Source organism: Massilia sp. BHUDP2 (genome assembly GCF_046236355.1).
GTDB classification, from domain to species: Bacteria; Pseudomonadota; Gammaproteobacteria; order Burkholderiales; family Burkholderiaceae_D; genus Telluria; species Telluria varians.
In genome coordinates, this window is record NZ_JBJUVW010000002.1 from 546511 (window position 1) to 565088 (window position 18578).

At 68.0% G+C, this 18578-nt stretch carries 17 protein-coding genes; 6 read left to right on the forward strand and 11 right to left on the reverse strand.

Annotated elements, in window-relative coordinates:
* Window positions 1–45: 45 nt before the first annotated feature.
* Window positions 46–639, reverse strand: coding sequence for a tetratricopeptide repeat protein (locus ACK6C6_RS13135; protein WP_409267673.1), 594 nt, complete (start codon window positions 637–639; stop codon window positions 46–48).
* Window positions 640–837: 198 nt separating this feature from the next.
* On the opposite strand from ACK6C6_RS13135, the gene tssJ reads away from it, so the two are divergent.
* Genes tssJ through icmH form a run of 3 tightly spaced genes read left to right on the forward strand, consistent with a single transcriptional unit; the run spans window position 838 to window position 3558 of the window.
* Window positions 838–1401, forward strand: coding sequence for a type VI secretion system lipoprotein TssJ (tssJ, locus tag ACK6C6_RS13140; protein WP_409267674.1), 564 nt, complete (start codon window positions 838–840; stop codon window positions 1399–1401).
* A gap of 52 nt (window positions 1402–1453) precedes the next feature.
* On the forward strand, window positions 1454–2800 hold the full coding sequence (tssK, locus tag ACK6C6_RS13145; RefSeq protein ID WP_409267675.1) for a type VI secretion system baseplate subunit TssK: 1347 nt from the start codon (window positions 1454–1456) through the stop codon (window positions 2798–2800).
* The gene (icmH, locus tag ACK6C6_RS13150; RefSeq protein ID WP_409267676.1) at window positions 2797–3558 is read left to right on the forward strand and encodes a type IVB secretion system protein IcmH/DotU; all 762 of its coding nucleotides are present in this window, start codon (window positions 2797–2799) and stop codon (window positions 3556–3558) included. The genes tssK and icmH overlap by 4 nt, the downstream gene beginning before the upstream one ends.
* 52 nt (window positions 3559–3610) lie before the next feature.
* Here the strand turns inward: icmH and ACK6C6_RS13155 are convergent, their stop codons facing one another.
* The 4 genes from ACK6C6_RS13155 to ACK6C6_RS13170 all read right to left on the reverse strand — a co-directional run bounded on the left by ACK6C6_RS13155 (window position 3611) and on the right by ACK6C6_RS13170 (window position 10037).
* Window positions 3611–4363: an OmpA family protein gene (locus ACK6C6_RS13155; protein ID WP_409267677.1), complete on the reverse strand. Its 753-nt coding sequence runs from the start codon at window positions 4361–4363 to the stop codon at window positions 3611–3613.
* A complete protein-coding gene (gene tagF, locus ACK6C6_RS13160; RefSeq protein WP_409267678.1) occupies window positions 4360–5325 on the reverse strand; it encodes a type VI secretion system-associated protein TagF in 966 nt (321 codons plus the stop codon). Before tagF ends, ACK6C6_RS13155 begins: the two co-directional genes overlap by 4 nt.
* On the reverse strand, window positions 5325–9086 hold the full coding sequence (gene tssM / locus ACK6C6_RS13165; RefSeq protein WP_409267679.1) for a type VI secretion system membrane subunit TssM: 3762 nt from the start codon (window positions 9084–9086) through the stop codon (window positions 5325–5327). Before tssM ends, tagF begins: the two co-directional genes overlap by 1 nt.
* Window positions 9087–9194: 108 nt before the next feature.
* Complete coding sequence (locus ACK6C6_RS13170; RefSeq protein WP_409267680.1) at window positions 9195–10037, reverse strand: M15 family metallopeptidase; 843 nt, start codon at window positions 10035–10037, stop codon at window positions 9195–9197.
* A 92-nt stretch (window positions 10038–10129) separates the two neighbouring features.
* Between ACK6C6_RS13170 and ACK6C6_RS13175 the strand changes: the two genes are divergently transcribed.
* The 3 genes from ACK6C6_RS13175 (at window position 10130) to ACK6C6_RS13185 (ending at window position 14980) form a co-directional block, all read left to right on the forward strand.
* Window positions 10130–10951, forward strand: coding sequence for a hypothetical protein (locus tag ACK6C6_RS13175; protein WP_409267681.1), 822 nt, complete (start codon window positions 10130–10132; stop codon window positions 10949–10951).
* A gap of 112 nt (window positions 10952–11063) precedes the next feature.
* On the forward strand, window positions 11064–12707 hold the full coding sequence (locus tag ACK6C6_RS13180) for a VRR-NUC domain-containing protein (RefSeq protein WP_409267682.1): 1644 nt from the start codon (window positions 11064–11066) through the stop codon (window positions 12705–12707).
* Window positions 12704–14980, forward strand: a complete 2277-nt coding sequence (locus ACK6C6_RS13185; RefSeq protein WP_409267683.1) for a helicase C-terminal domain-containing protein — start codon at window positions 12704–12706, stop codon at window positions 14978–14980. Before ACK6C6_RS13180 ends, ACK6C6_RS13185 begins: the two co-directional genes overlap by 4 nt.
* On the opposite strand, the gene ACK6C6_RS13190 is transcribed toward ACK6C6_RS13185, so the two are convergent.
* From ACK6C6_RS13190 to ACK6C6_RS13215, 6 genes are all read right to left on the reverse strand, one after another.
* Window positions 14977–15717, reverse strand: a complete 741-nt coding sequence (locus tag ACK6C6_RS13190; RefSeq protein WP_409267684.1) for a LytR/AlgR family response regulator transcription factor — start codon at window positions 15715–15717, stop codon at window positions 14977–14979. The two genes, ACK6C6_RS13185 and ACK6C6_RS13190, sit on opposite strands and share 4 nt — an antisense overlap.
* 3 nt (window positions 15718–15720) lie before the next feature.
* The gene (locus tag ACK6C6_RS13195) at window positions 15721–16782 is read right to left on the reverse strand and encodes a sensor histidine kinase (RefSeq protein WP_409267685.1); all 1062 of its coding nucleotides are present in this window, start codon (window positions 16780–16782) and stop codon (window positions 15721–15723) included.
* A complete protein-coding gene (locus tag ACK6C6_RS13200) occupies window positions 16782–17492 on the reverse strand; it encodes a LiaI-LiaF-like domain-containing protein (protein WP_209588387.1) in 711 nt (236 codons plus the stop codon). Before ACK6C6_RS13200 ends, ACK6C6_RS13195 begins: the two co-directional genes overlap by 1 nt.
* On the reverse strand, window positions 17482–17874 hold the full coding sequence (locus ACK6C6_RS13205) for a LiaI-LiaF-like domain-containing protein (protein WP_409267686.1): 393 nt from the start codon (window positions 17872–17874) through the stop codon (window positions 17482–17484). The genes ACK6C6_RS13200 and ACK6C6_RS13205 overlap by 11 nt, the downstream gene beginning before the upstream one ends.
* Before the next feature lie 206 nt (window positions 17875–18080).
* Window positions 18081–18254, reverse strand: a complete 174-nt coding sequence (locus tag ACK6C6_RS13210; RefSeq protein ID WP_209588389.1) for a hypothetical protein — start codon at window positions 18252–18254, stop codon at window positions 18081–18083.
* 45 nt (window positions 18255–18299) lie between these two features.
* Complete coding sequence (locus ACK6C6_RS13215) at window positions 18300–18461, reverse strand: hypothetical protein (protein WP_169728101.1); 162 nt, start codon at window positions 18459–18461, stop codon at window positions 18300–18302.
* Between the last annotated feature and the right edge of the window lie 117 nt (window positions 18462–18578).

Genomic DNA, 18578 nt, shown 5'->3' on the forward strand with positions numbered 1-18578 from the left:
CAGGTTGCGGGGGATTGGGAAGGGCCGGCGGGCCGGCCGCGCGGGTTACTTGAGGCCGGCGAACGGGTCCTTGTCGTTGCTGGCTGCCTTGGTCTGGGCTGCCGGTTGGGCCGATGCGGTGGACGTGCGCGATCTTGCCGGCGCCGAAGACTTGCTCATGTCGCCTTTCGCGGGGACCAGCACAGGTTCACCCAGGCTCTGGCGCAGCAGCTTGGCCAGGTCCTGCGCTTCGCTCTTCACGTCGCCGGCCAGATTGTTCCTGCGGGTGAGGTCGGACAGGGATTTGCTGGCCACACGCAGCCCGCTGACGGCGATGATGCTGTGCGCCACCGTATCGTCCGGATCGCGCTCCAGCGCCTCCTGCGCGTTGGTGATCGCGTCGCCGTAGACGCCGGCGTTGAAGCGGATCTGCGCCATCTTGACCCAGGGCCGCTTGTCGACCGGGTGCGACTGGCTGGCGGCCTTCATCATGCTGTAGGCCTTCTCGTCCTGCTTCGCCGCGATCGCGGCATCGGCCTCGGTAAAGACTTGCTCCCCCAGGGCGGCCGCCGACTTTGGGGTGTCTTTTTTCGGGATGGTTTCGCACCCGGCCAGGGCGACGACTCCCAGGATCAAGGGCATCAAGCGTTTGTACATCATGCTGTTTTCTCCACGACAGTTAAGCCAGCCACCATTATTCGCAAGCGCCTTCAGGCGAAGTTGCGCACTGTCAACCAAAGCAGAGTTCCCTTTCTTTCACACGTTCGCAGCTTGCGCTTGCGCGCGATCACGGCACTCGCACGCCACTGGGTTTCAATCCGTGCTTGAACCCGCAAACGATGAGTAAAGGAAATGGAGATGAGAACAATGTCATCCCTGGCCATCCTGGCGGCGGCCTGCGTCCTGGCCGGTTGCGGCAGCAATGGCCTCGCGGCCAAGGCCATGGAGGCCACCGGGCTGCGCAAGCCGCCCGAGCTGCCCGATGCGCAAAAGCCGCCCCGCAGCGTGGCGCTGCGCCTGCATGCCGCGCCCAAGCTGAACGTCGACAAGCGCGGCCAGCCGATCGCCCTTGCCGTGCGCCTGTACAAGCTGCGTCAGAAGGACGCGTTCGAGCAGGCGCCCTATTCCGCCTTCCTCAACGCGCAGGCGGAACGCGACAGCCTGGGCCCGGACCTGCTGGAGGTCCGCGAGATCATGCTGGTGCCGGGGCAGCGCTACGAGGTCCTTGAGAAACTCGGCCGCGAAGCAGGCTACCTGGCCGTGGTCGCCCTGTTCCAGCGTCCCGCCGAAGGGCGCTGGCGCACCGCGGTGCCGGCCGCCGACGCCGAGCGCGGCGGCGTGACGCTCGGCCTGCACGCCTGCGCCATGACGGTGGGCGGCAGCAGCGAGGCCGCGACGCTTTCTTCTGTGCGCTGTCAATGAAGCCGGCGTTGTTTCCGCCAAGCTAGTAATTTGAGAGCAGGAGGCGATGTCGATGAGCATGCCAGCGAAGCTACTGTGGGGCGAGGGACTTTTCCTGCGGCCCCAGCATTTCCAGCAGCAGGACCGCTACCACGAGGTGCGCCTGAACCAGACGGCCTGCGCCCTGCACCCCTATGCCTGGGGCGTGCGCAAGCTGGTGGTCGACTACGACGCCCTGCGCCACGACGTGCTGCGGATCGAGGAACTGTCGGTGCTGTTCCCGGACGGCGAGGTCTACCGCGCGCCCGACGGCGACCCGCTGCCGCTGCAGGTTCGCCTGGGCGAGCTTCCGGCCGGCGTGCAGACGGTGACCTTCCATGCCGCCCTGCCGGCCCTGAAGGCCTGGGGCGACAACGCGGTCCTCGATGCCGACACCCAGGCCGACGCCCGCTTTGCCATTCACGAACGCGAGACCCAGGACCTGTACACGCGCGCGGCCGAGGCCCCGATCACCTACTTGCGCAAGGCGCTGCGCCTGGTGGCCGACACCGAGCCGCTGGAAGCCTACGACAGCTTCCCCCTGCTGCGGCTAAAGCGCGTGCCGCTAGGGGGCTTCGAGGCCGACCCATCCTTCGTGCCGCCCAGCCTGTCGATCGACGCCGCGCCCGGGCTGCACCTGAACCTGGCGCGCCTGATGGAAAAGCTGTTGGCCAAGGTCAACGCCCTGTACGGGCACATGCGCGAGCCGAGCAAGAACGTGATCGAGATCCGCGGCGGCGACGTCTCGGCCTTCTGGCTGCTGCACACGGCCAGCACCGGCTACGCCGCGCTGTCGCACTACCTGGGCCATCGCGACCTGCATCCGGAACGCCTGTTCGGCGAGCTCCTGGGGCTGGCGGGCGGCCTGATGACCTACTCGCGCAGCTACCGGCTGGAAGACCTGCCCTCCTACGTGCATGCCGATCCGGGTCCGCAGTTCGCGCGCCTGGACGGCATCATCCGCGACCTGCTCGACACCGTGATCTCGTCGCGCTATTTCACGATCGCCCTGAACCGCGAGCGCCCGTCCTACTACCTGGGGGCGCTCGATTCGGGACGCATCAACCTGCAGACCACCCTCTACCTGGCGGTGTCGGCCGACATGCCGGCGCTGCAGCTGGTGGACGTGGTGCCCCTGCAGTTCAAGGTGGGCGCGCCGGAAGACGTCGACAAATTCGTGCTGTCGGCCCTGCCCGGCGTGAAGCTGGTGCACGCCCCCCAGGTGCCGGCGGCGGTGCCGGTGCGGCCCGATACCTATTATTTCACCCTGGAGAACCGTGGCATGCTGTATGAAACGATGCTCAAATCGCAGGCGATCTCGATCTACGTCCCGAACGGGATCCGCGACCTGCGCCTGGAACTGATCGCGGTGGCGGCATGAGCGCCTTCGTCGAACGGCGCGTGGCGCCGCAACCCGGCCAGAAGACCGAACGTCCGCCCCAGCGCCTGGTGGACATCATGTACGAAGGTTTCTACGCCCTGTTCCTGCTGAAGAACGGCTGCGGCCCGCAGGACAAGGTGGCGTTTGCCGACAACATGACCGCTTTTCTTTCCGACGTCGACCGCAACGCCAAGGGACTCGGCATCTCGGCCGAGGACGTGACGGCGGCCAAGTACGCGTTCTGCTCGGCGGTGGACGAGATCATCCTGCGCTCGACCTACGAGGTGCGCGAAGCCTGGGAAACCCGCCCCCTGCAGCTGCGCGTGTTCGGCGACCAGCTGGCGGGCGAGCACTTCTTCCACCGCCTCGAGGACCTGCGCGCCAAGGGCCAGGTGCACGTGGAGGCGCTCGAAGTCTTCCACATGTGCCTGCTGCTCGGCTTCCAGGGCCGCTACGCGCTCGACGGCCGCGACAAGCTGGACTACCTGGTGGCGCGCCTGGGCGACGAGATCGCCCGCATGCGCGGCCGCACCCGCGGCTTCGCGCCCCACGCCGAGCGGCCGGACCAGGTGGTCAACCGGCTACAGAGCGACTTGTCGCTGTGGGTGCTGGGCGCGGTGTTCATGGTGGCGGGGCTGGGCGCCTACCTGGGCTTCCGGACGGCGCTGTCGAACGAGACGTCGACGCAGATGGCGGCCTATAACGACCTGGTGAAGCTGCCGCCGAAGGCGGCGCATGTGACGATTACCTTGCCCTAGCGTTCAAGCCACCCGGGTCAACGCCTGCGCGCGGACCCGGGTGAATATGCTTCTACTGAATCACCTTGAACTCGATCCGGCGATTCCTCGCCTTCCCCTCCGGCGTGCGATTGTCGGCCACCGGCCGGTCCGGCCCCTCGCCCGATACCGCGATCGTATCGGCCGCAATACCCTTCCCGACGATGTAGGTCTTGACCGCCTCCGCCCGCGCCTGGCTCAGCGACAGGTTGCCGGCACGCGAGCCGGCGTTGTCGGTGTGCCCGATCACCTCGACCTTGACGCCCCTGAGCTTCTGCATCGCCGCGCTCATCTGGTCCAGCACCGCCATGCCCGATTCGGTCAGGGTCGCCTTGCCGGATTCGAACTCGATGATGCGGTTGGCCAGCGCGGCGTCCAGCACGCCCTGTTCCGACACCGCCACGCGCAGGCCGTTGTTGACGGTGTAGGTGCCGTTCAGGCTGGCCGCGATGTCGCCGGCGATCCGTTGCCGCTGCTCTTCGTTGGCGACGTCGCCGCGCAGGCTGACATTGCTGCCCTCGACCTTGAGCTGGCCACGGCTCACCAGCTTCAGGTTCGGGCTGATCAGGCGCGAGACGTAGTCGTTCCAGTTGGCGGGCGCCGCCACGGTGCCGACCGTCAGCTGGTCGACCACGCGCGAGGCCCCGTAGACGATGCGCAGGCGGTCGAGCAGCGCCGCCCTGGTCGCTTCGTCGGCGACGGTGCCGCTGACGACGACCGGGGCCACCTGCTGGGCATGGGCGGCGCCGGCAAGCACCGCAGCAAGGATCAAGACGAAAGGTTTCACGCTCCAGCTCCAATGAAGGTCTTCATGAACATGTCGCGCGCCAGCCCGAGCGGCAGGTCGGCCTGCGCCAGGTAGCTCGCCAGCGAGCGCACGTCGAGGTCGATGTAGAGCTGCTCGTCGATCCAGCCGGTGTCCGACAGGCGCACCTGCTGCTCGGCGCCGACCAGCGGGTCGACCAGCGCGCGCAAGGTCTCGGCCAGGGCGGCGCAAAAGCCCACCACCAGCACCGGCCGCCCCTCCTGGCGCGTGATGAAGATCGCCAGGTCGAAGTTGGAGCGGCGCAGGAAAGGCGCCACCAGCTGCAGCCAGAACGCGGCCACCGGGTAGCGCTGCCCGGCGTCGTTCGGCAGCGGCAGCACCAGGCTCTTGTGCAGCTCGGCCGGCTGGCTGTGCATCACCGGCTGCAGCAGCAGGCCGAGCGCCAGCACCATGCGCGCGAACTGGCGCTCCCCGAGGAGCGCGCCGAGCGAGCCGACCGTGCCGTTGGCCAGCAGGTGCGACAGCGTCGGCTCGGCGTCGCCCAGGACGACGTTCTCTTCGGCGATCGCCTGCAGGTGTGGGCCGGGGTCGGCCTCGCACAGCACCCGCGGACAGCGCGTCTCGAGGAAGGTCCACAGCGGCGCAAAGGCCAGCGGGCAGCGCGTGACGAAAGCGGCCGGGTCCTGCACCGCATGGGTGCGCGCCGCCAGGAAGGGGAAGCGCCGTCCCGACTGGTCGTGGCTGGCCAGCAGGTGGCCGGCGATCGCATGGCGACGCGCCGGGCCCACCAGGGCGAAGCTGATGGGGGGCATGGCGTCGTAGTTGATGCGCCAGCGCGCGTCCTGGGCCAGCTGGGTCATGACCTGGGCCAGCCAGCGGTCCAGCATCGCGATGGCGGCCGGGTCGTCGGCCAGCTTGACGAAATCGGCGCGCGCCGGGACCTTGCCGAAGTAGCCGATCCGTTCGGAAGCCGGGCCGCGCATCACTGGCCTCCGCCGGCGCTGGCCAGCGCCGGCGCCGGCATGTCAGGCACGCGTCCGACGATGGCGGTCGGCAGGCGCAGGCCGCGGAAGCCCTGGCCCTGCTCGCCGCTGCCGTTGGCGGCCGCGCTCGAGACGATCTTCAGGTCGACCGTCACCGCGACGTTCCCCGCGCTCCAGCGCAGCTCGAACACGCCGCCGTCCTTTTTCTTCTTCTGGGCGGAGTCGATCATCCGTTTCAGGCCGGCCTGGCCCGGCTCGTTGAACAGTTCCACGCTGCGGCCATCAAACGTGACGGCCGAGATGCGCACGCCGGCCACGCCCTGCGGTCCCGGGTGCACCATATTGGTCCAGACCGGCGCCGTGTTCTTGTAGCGCAGCTGCTGGCCGTCGATGTCGAGCGTGTACTCGAGCGTGCCCGGCGCCGCCTGCGGCAGGATCTGGAACACGGTCTGCGGGCCGCCCCCCTCGGCCACGCCATTCGCCGACAGCGGCGCGATCCACCCGGGGAAACTGGAGATCACCTGCGGCGCCAGCGAGATGCCGATATCGGCCCAGGTGCGCGCCGCCAGCACGCCGCCGCGGTTCACCACCAGCGGGCCCATGGAGGTATTCACGAACTTGGCGACCTGCCCTTCCGGCCCGAAGATCTGGCCGATCTCGCCTGGCGTGGCCTGCACGTTGGAACCGGCGGCGAAGGGATACTTCGTCGCCAGCGTGCGCTGGAAGGGTTCGACCACCTGCAGCTGCCAGGTCTTGTTGATCTCGGCCTCGGAAGGCAGCACGATCATGGCGAAGGTCTGGGTCAGCGGGCGCACCAGCAGCGGACGCAGCGCCGCCTTCTGGGTGTCGCTCATCCCGGTCAGCATCTGCTCGTCCACGTAGCGCAGCGCATCGGCCAGCTCGGAACCGTTGCCCTCCAGGGTCTGCTGCATGAACTGCTTGGCGCCGGGGCCCGGGTCGCCCTGGTTCTTCAGGGCGTTCAGGCGGGTGCGCAGCTTCGACAGCGCGTCGAGGTAGCCGGTCATGAGCGACGCATCTTTCTCCTTGACCCCGACCAGGCGCGCCACCCCGGCGAACTCGCGGCCGATCGGTCCCGCCCCCGCATTGGCCGGCCCGCCCAGCAGCGCGCCCGGGTCGACCGTATTGGCCAGCGTGCGCGCATCCGAGGGCGCGCGGCGCAGGATGACTTCCTTGAACCACTCCGCAAACGTGCGCTCGGTTCTGGACAGGCCCGCGCCGGCGGCGCCCGGGTTGTCCCACACGGTCTCGTCGTAGACGGTGCGCAGCAGTTTCGCCACTGGGGAAGACTGCGGATCGCCCAGGCGGTTCATGGCCTGCACGCTGCCCTCGAAGCCCTTCAGGTCGGCGATCGCGACGCCCTGCACGAACTTCAGCCATTCGCGCGCATACTCGGCCTTGTACATCTCGATCAGGGCCTTCTGGATCTGTTCCGGGCTGCCTTCCAGGGTCAGGTCGTCTTTCGATACGGTCTTGAGCACCCAGTCGGCGCTCTGCGCCTCGCTGCTGGAAGCGTCGCGGATCGCGCCCAGCACATATTTGTTCCATGCTTCGCGTGTGAAGGCGCCGCTGACGGCATGGCTGCCGGCCACCAGGCCCTGGTCCTGCTCGCCGACGATGCGCGCCACCGTCACCGCCGGGAAGCGGGTCGCGGCGCGGGTCTTGATGTCGTTGTAGACGCGTTCGCGCGCCGGGGTGCCGCGCACCACGCGGCGCAGGTGCTCGCGGGTGCTGTCGAGCAGGCTCAGTTTCAGCGTCATCTGCGGCCAGGCCGGATCGTTCACCTGCGACAGGTGGAAGGTCAGCAGGCGCTCGGCGCTGCGGATCATCTGCTCGCGCGGCATGTTGCCGCGGTTGGCCTCGAGCCAGGTGCGCCAGTAACGGGTCAGCTGGTCGTTCAGGTGGCCCGGCTCGGCGTGGCGCTTGTCGCCCAGCATGAGGTAGGTCTTGAGGGCGTTGTAGGCGTCGGCCACGCTGGTGGCGGACACGCTCTGGTACTGCCCGCCGCCGGCCTGCGGCACCGCCGGCGCCGACACCAGGTGGGCGCTGGCGGCATCGGGCGCGGCAGAAGGCGTCAGCTGGGCCGCATTCGCGTTGACCTCGGCCAGCATCGATTCCAGCGACGCGGTCACCGGCTCCACCATCACCGCGCGCACCCCGGCGAAGTATTCGTCGCGCAGCTTGCGCGCCAAACCCTCGCCCTGGTACAGGCCGAAGCCCAGCGCCCACGGCGTCTCCTGGTGGTACTTGTCGAGCTGCTCGATGCGGTCCTGCAGGATGTCGAGCGCCTCAAGGCGCGACTGCAGGTCGCTGCGCCCAGCCTGCAGCCTGGCCACCTTGTCGAGGTCGGACTGGACGTTGGCCACCAGCTGGCGGTTGCCCATGTAGGACCAGCTCCAGCCGCCCAGCGCGGCGCCGAGCAGGATGGTGGCGCCGAAGAAGGCCGCCACCTTCCAGCGCGCCGCGCTCGGATTGGTGTAGCGCTTGACCAGCTCCTTGTCGGCGAAGATCACCTTGCGGAACAGGTCGAGCAGGAAGTAGCCGGACTGCTCGGCGACCTCCCCGCCCTTCTGCTCGCGCAGCGCCAGGTCGAAGCGGCTGGCCACGCGCTTGCTCGACAGGTCCTGCACGCTGCCTTCCTGCAGGGCGCTGGTGAAATAAAAGCCGCGGAACACCGGCTTGAACTGGTAGGTGTTCTCTTCGAACAGGGTGGAGAGAAAGGCGCGCAGCGGCGTCTTGATGGCCGCGAATTCGAGGGGGAAGGTGAACACCCCGGGGAGCATCTGGGTGCTGCGGTTGGCGCCCATGTTCGCCAGGCTCATCTCCTTGAGGCCGTCGTACAGCTCGTCGAAGTGCTCGTCGAAGAAGCCCAGCACGTCCTGCGGCGCGCTGCGGCGGTTGTAGCGCAGCGTGGCGCCCCAGATGCGCTCGCGTTCGGACCGTTCGGTGTCGGCGAAGAAGTCGGTGAAGCCGGCCACCAGGTCGGCCTTGGTGAAGACCACGTAGACCGGCGCGTGCACGCCCAGGCGCTCGGTGAGTTCCTGCACGCGGGTGCGCAGGCTCTTGGCCAGTTCGTGCGAGGCGCTGGTGGGCCCGGCCACCAGCTCGGCCACGCTGACGGCGATCAGGATGCCGTTGATCGGGGCCTTGCTCCGGTGTTTTTTCAGCAGGTCGAGGAAGCTGAACCACTCGGCGCGGTCGTCGTCCTGCACCGAATAGCGGCCCGCGGTGTCGAGCAGGATGCCGTCGGTGGTGAAGAACCAGTCGCAGTTGCGGGTGCCGCCCACGCCCTGCAGCGCCTTGTTGCCGGGGATCGGAAAGCTCAGGCCCGAGCGCGCGATGGCGCTGCTTTTTCCGGCCGCCGGGTTCCCGATGATCATGTACCAGGGCAGCTCGTAGAGCGCCGCGGCGCCGCGCGTCAGGCCCAGCTTGGAGGTCTTGATGGTGGCGATCGCTTCCAGCATGTTCTTGCGCAGCACCGCCATCTCGCCGGTCGCGCCGGCGCCGTTGTCGTCGCCCGGGATGATCGCCTCGCCCAGCTGTTTGGCCGCGCGGGCACGGATGTGGCGCCGGATCGCCCACCAGATGCCCCAACAGGCAAGCAGTAGCAGCCCGACGATCAGGGCCCAGATGAGGTCGATGCCGATCAGGTCGGCGCCGATGAAGAGGCAAGCCGCTAGCGCGGCGATGCCGATCGCGACCAGCACTCGGCTGTCGGTCAGTAACTGCCAGATTCGTGCCATGGCGGGAGCAGGATGGTGGATTGTAGGAATGTTCTAAAGGAAATGCTCGCACGGCACTGCCGGGCAATACTTGCGACGGCGCAAGGGTTGCCCGGCAGTGCACAAAACCTAGCGTTGCATGACTCCGCGCATGCGTAATTCGGTGTGGCCGAAATCCATCATCTTCCAGCGCCCGCCCCAGGTCAGGCCGAGCTGCTCGGCCACCTGGCCGTACAACTGGTAGCCGCGCATGGCCCAGGGATCCTTTTCGGAGATCACCAGCTTGCCGTCGCGCCAGAAGGCGCAATCGGCGGCCAGGCCGTACTGGTGCCAGCTCTGGAAGGCGCGCGCGTTGGTGACGTGGCTGCCGGCCCTTGCCAGCTCGTCCTGGCGCGCGGGGCTGCGGTAGCCTTCCAGCAGCGCCATTTCGTAACCGTGCTTTTCCTTCATGATCTTGAAGGCCAGCAGCAGGCGCTGGCTGAAATCCGGATGCAGCAGCCCCCAGTTGCGGCTCGCGTTCACCAGCATCGGCCGTACCAGCTCGACTTCCGCGGTGGTGAAGGCCATCGGCGGCAGGGCTACCGGCGGCACCAGGCGCTCGCCCTGCAGCAGGGCCGCCACCTGGACGTCGGGCGCCGCCGTCTTCCCTTCGTAGACCGGCAGCATGGCGGGGCTGCTCAGGGCCAGCGCCAGCAGCGAGGGAATCAGGATGGCCGGCACCCCGACCGCGCAGGCGATGCGGTGGCGCCGGATGAAGCGCAGGATGTTGCCGCGGATATCCCGGGGAAGCTCGCCGCGCACCGCGCCCGCATAGCGGCTGCCGGCGATCTGCCAGCCGAGGGCACGCCGGGACCAGCGCTGGCGCAGCATGAACAGCCCACGCCCCAGAAGGGCCCTTCCGCTCGGAAACAGGGCCAGCCAGATTGCAGCGGTCGCCAGACAAAAGTACAGAAGGGCGAGAAAAATCAGCATCGCTTCCTCCAAGATTGTTTCTAATCAGAACTGGGAGAACCAATCTTAGGAGTAATGCCGTGCGGCCTACAGACGAAAATCAATCCCCGTCCATGCGTCCGAACCTGATGTCGCCTCGCCGCACCGCGACCTCCGGCGAGGACAGCATCCTGGCGATGCTCGAACGCGAGCCGGCGCGCAAGCGCAAGGCCGGTACGTCGGGCATACGGCTGGCGTGGTACGGTGCCAGCGCGACGCTGGCGCTGGCCTTGACCGGTACACTGATCTGGATGGCGGCCAACAACGACGGCCTGCGTCCCGAAGTACAGGAGTCGGTGCTGGCCGAAGCGGAGCAGGCGCCACGGCGCAATGCCCCGGCGCCGGGCGACAGTCCCGCGGGAGCGGCGACGATCCTGCAGGTCGCGATGGCCCCGGCTGCGGCCGCGCCCGACACCCAGTCGGCCGGAGCGGCGCTCATCGTGGACCAGGCGCCGCCGGCCGAGACGGTCCCGCCGCTGCGCCTGCTCAAATCGGCGCCCGACAAGCCCGCCGCGGAAACAGCCACGCCGCCGGCGCGCGCCACCACGGTCGCTCCGCTTCCCGCGGCGGCCGTGCCCCCACGATCGGTAGCGAAGGCGAGTGCCCCTGCCCGTCCAGTGGCACCGGCGGCCGAGACCAGGCCGGTCCCGCGTCCGGCGGCCGCGCCGGCCAAGTCCAGACAGGTCGTGGTGGCGAAAAGCGCCGTCAAGCCGGCCCAGGCGAAGACCCAGCGTGGCGTGAACCCGGCCCGGAGCCCGGAAGCCCCGGTCGATGCCGACGTCGCGCTGATCTCGGCCGTCATCGTGCACGCCAACGGCCACGCGCCCGAAGGCTCGCAGATGACCGAGCTGCTGTGCCCGAACAATGCCTGCCAGTCGCGCCCGCCCAGCCAGTAGCGTGGCGAAAAGTCCGCAACCGGGCTGAAAGTTCGCCGAAAAGCGGCTTACTGCTGGGTTATTGCCCCCACGTGGCGCTATACTGTACGAAAGCACAGTATGGCGTCATGACATGATCAGGGTTCTGGAAAACGAGTTTTATTATCTGGATAATTTCCAGCGCGTCCTCGACTGGATTAGCGAACGCTATCGCGACCTGCTGGTCGACGACGAGCTCGCCTTCCTTGCCGCCTTTCCCACGCTGCCGCGGCCTGCGCGCGCCCTGTTCGTGCGCATGGTCATGCGCAAGGGGAATCTGTTCCGCGCCAGTAAGTTGGTGTATGCCGAGATCGGCTGTCCGGTCGAGGCCGCGCGCGAGCTGCTTGCCACCGGCTGGGTCGAGGCCGACCCGGTCATCTCGCTCGATGAGCTGTTCGACCTGTTGTCCAAGCCCGAGATCGCCAGCGCCTTCGGTCCGCAGCTGCCGCACAAGAACGCGCGCAAGGGCGAGCAGCTGGACGCGCTGCGCGAGCAATTCGCCGACAGCCGGGCGTTCTCCGCGTGGTACCGCGATTGCGCCGATCTCGCGCTGCGCATCGGGGTCAAGCCGCTGTGCGACCGGCTGCGCCTGATCTTCTTCGGCAACCTGGCCCAGGACTGGACCGAATTCGTGCTGTCCGACCTCGGCATGTTCCGCTTCGAGCAGGTCGAGATCTCGCAAGCCTCGCGCGGTTTCCGCTCGCGCGCCGACGTCGAGCACTACATCCTCCTGCATGCCTGCAAGGAGCGCTTCTACGCCGGCGAGCCGCTCGACGAGGTGCTGCGCGACCTGCCCGCCCATGTGTTCGACAACGATTGGCTGGTGAGCCGGCGCGAGAAGCTGCTGTTCCAGATCGGCCAGGGTTTTGAAAAGCTAAAGGACTGGGACAATGCCTACGCCGTCTATGCGCGCTGCCGCTTCCTCGGTGCGCGCGGACGCGCCATCCGCGTGCTGGAAAAGCACGAGCGCTTCGATGAAGCGTATGCGCTGTTCCAGGTGGCCCAGGCCGCGCCGGAAAGCGAGGCCGAGCGCCAGCAATTGATGCGTATCGGGCCGCGCCTGGCGCGCCGCCTCGGCCATGCCAGGCTGCCGGCCCGCAAGCCGCTCGTCGAGCGCCTCGACCTGGCGCTGCCGATGCCAGTGGAAGACCGCTGGGTCGAGGGCGTGGTGCGCGACCACCTCGCGCGCGAAGACGCGCCCGTGTTCTACGTCGAGAACGCGCTGGCCAACTCCCTGTTCGGCCTGCTGTGCTGGCCGGCGATCTTCGCCGCCATTCCCGGCGCCTTTTTCCACCCCTTCCACCGCGGCCCGGCCGACCTGCACAGCCCGGACTTCCACCTGCGCCGCCAGGCCGAGTTCGATGCCTGCCTGGCGCGGCTGGACGACGGCAGCTACCGCGACACCATCCGCGCCCACTACCGCGAGAAAGCGGGCATCGCCTCGCCTTTCGTGTACTGGGGCGCACTCAGCGAGGAACTGCTGGAGCTGGCGCTGGCCTGCATCCCGCCGCAACACCTGCGCAAATGGTGCGAACGGATCCTGGCGGACGTCCGGGCCAACCACACTGGCTTTCCCGACCTGATCCAGTTCTGGCCGGCGGAACACCGCTACACCATGATCGAAGTGAAGGGCCCGGGTGACCGCCTGCAGGACAACCAGCTGCGCTGGATCGACTACTGTTCGACGCACGGGATGCCGGTGTCGGTGTGCTACCTCCAGTGGGAGCAGGCCGCTTGAATGTCAGCCTTCGCTACAGCGTCGCGGTACGCGCCCTGTGCGAGTTCACCGCCAAGCAGGGCGACCTCGACATGCGCTTCACGCCCTCGCCCACCGCCCAGGAAGGCATCAACGGCCATGCGGTCGTGACTAGCCGGCGCGGCGAGAACTACCGCACCGAGGTATCGCTCGAAGGAAGCTGGGGCGACCTGCACGTGCGCGGGCGCGCCGACGGCTACGACCCGGACCAGAACCTGGTCGAAGAGATCAAGACCCACCGCGGCAAGTTCGACGCCATTCCCGACAACCACCGCCACCTGCACTGGGCGCAAGTGCGGGTCTACGGCCACCTGCTGTGCCGCCAGCTCGGGATGGACAGCGTCAACCTGGCCCTGGTCTACTACGACATCGGCAGCGGCCAGGAAACCGTGCTGCGCGAAACCCGGAGCGCGCAAGACCTTGCCGCCCTGTTCACCGAACTCTGCGAACGCTTCTCGGACTGGGCTGCCAGCGAAGCGGCGCACCGCACGGCGCGCGACGCGGCGCTGGGCGCACTGCGCTTCCCGCATGCGGATTTCCGCCCCGGCCAGCGCCAGCTGGCGGAAAACGTCTACCGCGCCAACATCAGCGGGCGCTGCCTGCTGGCGCAGGCGCCGACCGGCATCGGCAAGACCGTCGGCAGCCTGTTCCCGGTCCTGAGGGCGATGCCGCAAGAGGGCCTCGACAAGGTCTTCTTCTTGGCAGCCAAGACCCCGGGCCGGCGCCTCGCCCTCGATGCCGCCGCCAGCCTGGGCGCCGGCGCCACGGTGCCGCTGCGGGTGCTCGAACTGACGGCGCGCGACAAGGCCTGCGAGCATCCGGACAAGGCCTGCCAGGGCGACGCCTGCCCGCTGGCGAAGGGCTTCTACGACCGCCTGCCGGCCGCGCGAGCGGCGGCCGCCCAGGTGGCCCTGCTGGACCGCGATGCCCTGCGCGAAGTGGGCCTTGCCCATGAAGTCTGCCCCTACTACCTCGGCAGCGAGATGGCGCGCTGGGCCGACATGGTGGTCGGCGACTACAACTATTATTTCGACGGCAGCGCCATGCTCTACGCGCTGGCGCTCGAGCGCGGCTGGAAGACCAGCGTGCTGGTCGACGAAGCCCACAACATGGTGTCGCGTGCCCGCGCGATGTACAGCGTGGAACTGGAGCGCGGCCAGCTGCGCGCCGCGCGCGCCAACGCGCCCGGGGTCGTCAAGAAGGCCCTGGAGCGCGTCGGCCGCGCCTGGAGCGGCGCCGACAAGGAGGCCCCGCTGCCCTTCGCCCCCTACCAGGTCCTGCCCGAAGTGCCGGCCAAGCTGCTGGACGCGCTGCAGAACGCCACCAGCACCGTGAACGACTTCCTGGTGGAGGTCCCCGGTCCGCTCGACCCGGAACTGCAGCGCTTCCATTTCGACGCCCTGGCCTTCCTGCGCCTGGCCGAATCCTTCGGCGAGCATTCGCTGTGCGACCTGGCGCGTGCCGGCGTCAAGGATTCGACCATCAGCATCCGCAACGTGGTGCCGGCGCCCTTCCTGGCGCCGCGCTTCGCGCTGGCCCGCTCGGTGACGCTGTTCTCGGCCACCCTCAGTCCCTGGCACTACTTCTGCGACCTGCTCGGCATGCCGGCCGATACCGCCTGGGCCGACGTCGCCTCGCCGTTTTCCGCCAGCCAGCTCGAGGTCCACGTCGCGGGCGGCATTTCGACCCGTTACCAGCGTCGCGCCGCCTCGCTGCGGCCGATCGCGGACCTGGTCGCGCGCCAGTATGCCGAACGTCCCGGCAACTACCTGGCCTTCTTCAGCAGCTTCGATTACCTGGAGCAGGTGCTGGAGGAACTCCAGGCACGCCATCCGGAGGTCCCGAGCTGGCGCCAGGAACGGCGCATGAGCGAGCCGGAACGCGCCGCCTTCCTCGAGCGCTTTATACCTGGCGGACACGGCGTCGGCTTCGCGGTGCTGGGCGGCTCCTTCGGCGAAGGCATCGACCTGCCGGGGGATCGCCTGATCGGCGCTTTCGTCGCCACGCTCGGCCTGCCCCAGGTAAACCCGGTGAACGAGCAGCTGCGCGAGCGGATGCAGGCGATGTTCGGGGCCGGCTACGACTACACCTATCTCTATCCCGGCATGCAGAAGGTGGTACAGGCGGCGGGGCGCGTGATCCGTACCGAGACGGACCGTGGCGTGGTCTGGCTGATCGACGACCGCTTTGGCCGCCCGGAAGTGCGCGCCCTGCTGCCCGCCTGGTGGGACGTGGACGCCGCTGTCGCCTCCTAGCGCATCATGTCGCGCAGCTTCTGGTAGCCGCTGCGGCTGATCGGCAGCCGGGTGCCGTCCTTCAGCACGGCGCAATGGTTGTCCTTGCTGGCCGGTTCGATGCGCGCGATCGATCCGAGGTTGGCGATGAAGGAGCGGTGGATGCGGATGAACACCTGCGGGTCGAGCTGGGCCTCGAGTTCCGACATGCGCTGGTTCTTCAGCCAGGCCTTGCCGGCCGCCGTCACCTGCACGTAGTCGTCCTGCGCCTCGATGTAGTCGATGCTGCTGCTCGCCACCACGTGCACCCGTGCCCCGTCCTTGATCAGGACCCGCTCCAGGTAGCCGCGCCGCTGGGCGGCATCCAGGACCACGGCCTGCAGCTGGGTCTGCAAAGCTTCCGGCTGCGGCCGGCGGCTGCGCGCATGGTCCAGCGCCTGGGCCAGCCGCTCGCGGCTGAAGGGCTTGAGCAGGTAGTCGATCGCGTGCACCTCGAAGGCCTTCAGCGCGTACTGGTCATAGGCGGTCGCGAAAATGTAATACGGCTTGCTGCCGGCCAGTTCGACCACCTCGAAGCCGTCCAGCTTGGGCATCTGGATGTCGAGGAAGACCAGCTCCGGATCGAGCTCGCCGATGGCCTTGACGGCCTCGAAGCCGTTCGCGCATTCGCCCACGACCTCGATGTCCGGATGACCGGCCAGGTATTCGCGCAGCAGCGCGCGCGCCAGGTGTTCGTCGTCGACGATCAGTACTCGCATCGCTTACTTCTCCTCCGTCTCCGCGGGCAGCACCAGCTCCACCCGGAATAGTTTGTCCTCGCGTGCCCAGTGCACGCTGCCGTCCCTGCCATAGGCCGCCGCCAGGCGCTGGCGCACGTTCACCAGGCCGATGCCCTTGCCTTCCTTCGTACCTGTCTCATCCGGGTCCGCATCGTTTTCCACCCGGACCCGCAACAGCGAACCGGAGCGCTCTGCAAGCAGGCGTATGCTACCTCCTTCCAGCAGTCCGCCGATCCCGTGCTTGACCGCGTTCTCCACCAAGGGCTGCAGGATCATCGGCGGCAGCAGGCATTCCTGCGCGCCCTCGCCCACGCTGTGCTCGAAGCACAGGCGCGGGCCGAAGCGCACCCCTTCGATCGCCAGGAAGCGCTCGACCAGCACCAGCTCCTCACGCAGGCGCACCTTGCGGTGCGCTTCCAGTCCGAGCGTCTGGCGGAAGAAGCCCGCCAGCTGCAGGGTCATGTCGCGCGCCCGGCCCGGGTCGATCGCCGTCAGCGCGCTGATCGAGTTCAGGCTGTTGAACAGGAAGTGCGGATCGATCTGGGTGCGCAGCATGCGCAGCTCGGCGTCCTGCGCCAGCAGGCGCGATTCCAGCTCGCGCGTCTCGGCGCGGCGCGCGCGTTCGAATTCCAGCGCCAGCAGCTGGGCCACCGCCGTCATCCAGTACAGCAGCATCCCGATCCCCAGCATCAGGGCCGCGAACGGCCGGGTGAAGGCAAGCGCTTCGCCCTCGGCCAGCAGCGCCGCGCACACCGCGGCCCAGGCGCTGCCCGCCGCGCACCACAGCAGCGCCGCGCTCAGACCGCTGAAGAAGAATACCGAGAGCACTGCACCCAGCGGACGCTGCGCCAGCGGAAAGGCGCGGCACAGGTAGTAGCTGGAGAAGCCGCAGGCGACCGCGTAGAACAGCGTGAGCGGCAGCGCGAACAGCAGGCTGGCGCCGGGCCCCGCGCCGGTGGCGGCATTGATCAGCCCCGCCAGCAAGAGGCCCAGCATCAGCCAGGCCAGCAGGTAGAGCGCGCTGCCGCGCCGCGCCAGCACCATCAGTTGCGCACCTCGACGCCGCCCATGATCGCGTAGCCGCGGATGATCAGGCGCTTCTGACTGTGCGGCGGGGTCGCGGTCTTTTCCTCGAAACCGCCCATGATCGGGGTGCCCTGCAGCACGACGGTCCAGTCGGGCGGGCACTTGAGCGTGACGCCGCCCCAGAACGCGAACACGTTGATCACGGCTTCGTCCTGGATCGAGGCGGTGCGCATGTCGAGCGAGCAGCCGCCCATCACCGCCGTGATCTCGCCGCCGCGGAAGTTCTGCGTCGTGACGCGGCGTTCGAATCCGCCCAGGATGGCGGCCACATCGACCACGTCGCTTCCCGGACCGGCCCCGTCCTTCAGCGACGCCGTCGGTCCGGCACGGCGCGCATCCAGGGCCTTGTACAGCACGAAGGCGCCGGCGCCGATCAGGAACAGCGGCCACAGGGTGCGGATGTTGAAGTCGATGATGTCCATGCGGTCCAGGATCATCAGGACGCCGAGCCCGATCAGGCCGCCGCCCAGCAGCTGGCCGTTGCGGCTCTGGGTGTCGCACAGCTTCACAGTGCCGGCGATGATGAACACCATCGGCCAGAAGCTCAGGACGCGGCGGATCTCGATGAGGTCGAGGTTATCGAGCAGGAACAACAGGCCCATCAGGATCACGAGGAGGCCGAGCACGACCTGGCTGGTGACGCCCTTCGACTGGAAATTATCCTTCATGTTGATGCTCCACTCCCTTGAGGGCCGACTGCTGCTGGGCGAAACGGCGGGCGACGAGCGGCTGGAACACCAGCTCCACACCCCAGGCCAGGATGAACAGCGGCCAGCTGTTACCGAAAGTCAGGCCGAAGACATGGTTGAAGCAGGCGAACAGCCACAGGCCGATGAAGACCATCCACAGGCCGCTGCGGAATTCGCGCAGGCTCGGATAGCCGATGGTCTGGGTGATGCCGACCACGACCAGCAGCAATGGCCAGTAGCGCCAGTAGGCGCCGGCATCGATGTAGTACATGCGGTCGAGCAGGACGACGGTGCCGACGGCAATCAGGACCAGGCCCAGGACGGCCTGCTTGCGCCAGCGGTAAGCTTCTTCGGTATGCATGATGCGTGACTCCTCGTGTGTGGACTGTATGGATACACGATACCGGAGCAGCAACATGCAATGGAAGCGCCTTTCGGTGAATGGCAGTGTGGCGGCGGTGAATGGCGAAGTATTCGGCGGACGGCGGCGAGGCCGGCGAATGGCGGGGCGAAAAAAAGCCCGCCTGTGAGGAGGCGGGCCAGATGGGAATACTGCTTCGGTAAAACTCAGCTTGACGCCGACAGGTCCATCTGCGGACGGCCCTTGACCTGGTTGCGGTACTTGGCGCGGGCTTCGGCCATCTTGACGGCTTCGCGCGCGATGTTGGTACGGCGGATCTCCTGGCGCTCCTTCTTGCCGCGGTGTTGTGCCTCGTGTTTGCTGCCGATCTTTCTGGTCATGAGTGTCTCCTGGTGGACGGTGGTGAGCCGCGGCGCGGCGCGGGATCAGGAGCGGTTGGTGCCCATCTTGAGATCGGAAGGCATCAGCATTCCCCAGCCGAGCTGGCGGCGGATTTCCTCCGGCGTCGGCGGTGGTGCGCTGTCCCGCGCACGGCGCTCGAGGTATTCACGAACCAGGTGCTTGGGTGGCTGCTTGATCTCGGACATGGCGACCTCCACTTCCGTTGGGGGCCGACGCCTGGGGCGCGGCCCGAAATTGGTGCCGGTCCTCGAGGCGACCGGCTAACCTGTTGAGCTGTCGGTACCGTGCGCTTGTCGCACAGG

Bases quoted from the DNA above. Each gene is read 5' to 3' on its own strand.
- ACK6C6_RS13170 (WP_409267680.1), bottom strand. From the start codon at position 10,037: ATGCTGATTTTTCTCGCCCTTCTGTACTTTTGTCTGGCGACCGCTGCA.
- ACK6C6_RS13195 (WP_409267685.1), bottom strand. From the start codon at position 16,782: ATGGTGCTGGCGCGGCGCGGCAGCGCGCTCTACCTGCTGGCCTGGCTG.
- icmH (WP_409267676.1), top strand. From the start codon at position 2,797: ATGAGCGCCTTCGTCGAACGGCGCGTGGCGCCGCAACCCGGCCAGAAG.
- ACK6C6_RS13175 (WP_409267681.1), top strand. From the start codon at position 10,130: ATGCGTCCGAACCTGATGTCGCCTCGCCGCACCGCGACCTCCGGCGAG.
- ACK6C6_RS13200 (WP_209588387.1), bottom strand. From the start codon at position 17,492: ATGAAGGATAATTTCCAGTCGAAGGGCGTCACCAGCCAGGTCGTGCTC.
- tagF (WP_409267678.1), bottom strand. From the start codon at position 5,325: ATGCGCGGCCCGGCTTCCGAACGGATCGGCTACTTCGGCAAGGTCCCG.
- ACK6C6_RS13205 (WP_409267686.1), bottom strand. From the start codon at position 17,874: ATGCATACCGAAGAAGCTTACCGCTGGCGCAAGCAGGCCGTCCTGGGC.
- ACK6C6_RS13180 (WP_409267682.1), top strand. From the start codon at position 11,064: ATGATCAGGGTTCTGGAAAACGAGTTTTATTATCTGGATAATTTCCAG.
- tssK (WP_409267675.1), top strand. From the start codon at position 1,454: ATGAGCATGCCAGCGAAGCTACTGTGGGGCGAGGGACTTTTCCTGCGG.
- ACK6C6_RS13210 (WP_209588389.1), bottom strand. From the start codon at position 18,254: ATGACCAGAAAGATCGGCAGCAAACACGAGGCACAACACCGCGGCAAG.
- ACK6C6_RS13135 (WP_409267673.1), bottom strand. From the start codon at position 639: ATGATGTACAAACGCTTGATGCCCTTGATCCTGGGAGTCGTCGCCCTG.
- tssM (WP_409267679.1), bottom strand. From the start codon at position 9,086: ATGGCACGAATCTGGCAGTTACTGACCGACAGCCGAGTGCTGGTCGCG.
- ACK6C6_RS13190 (WP_409267684.1), bottom strand. From the start codon at position 15,717: ATGCGAGTACTGATCGTCGACGACGAACACCTGGCGCGCGCGCTGCTG.
- tssJ (WP_409267674.1), top strand. From the start codon at position 838: ATGAGAACAATGTCATCCCTGGCCATCCTGGCGGCGGCCTGCGTCCTG.
- ACK6C6_RS13215 (WP_169728101.1), bottom strand. From the start codon at position 18,461: ATGTCCGAGATCAAGCAGCCACCCAAGCACCTGGTTCGTGAATACCTC.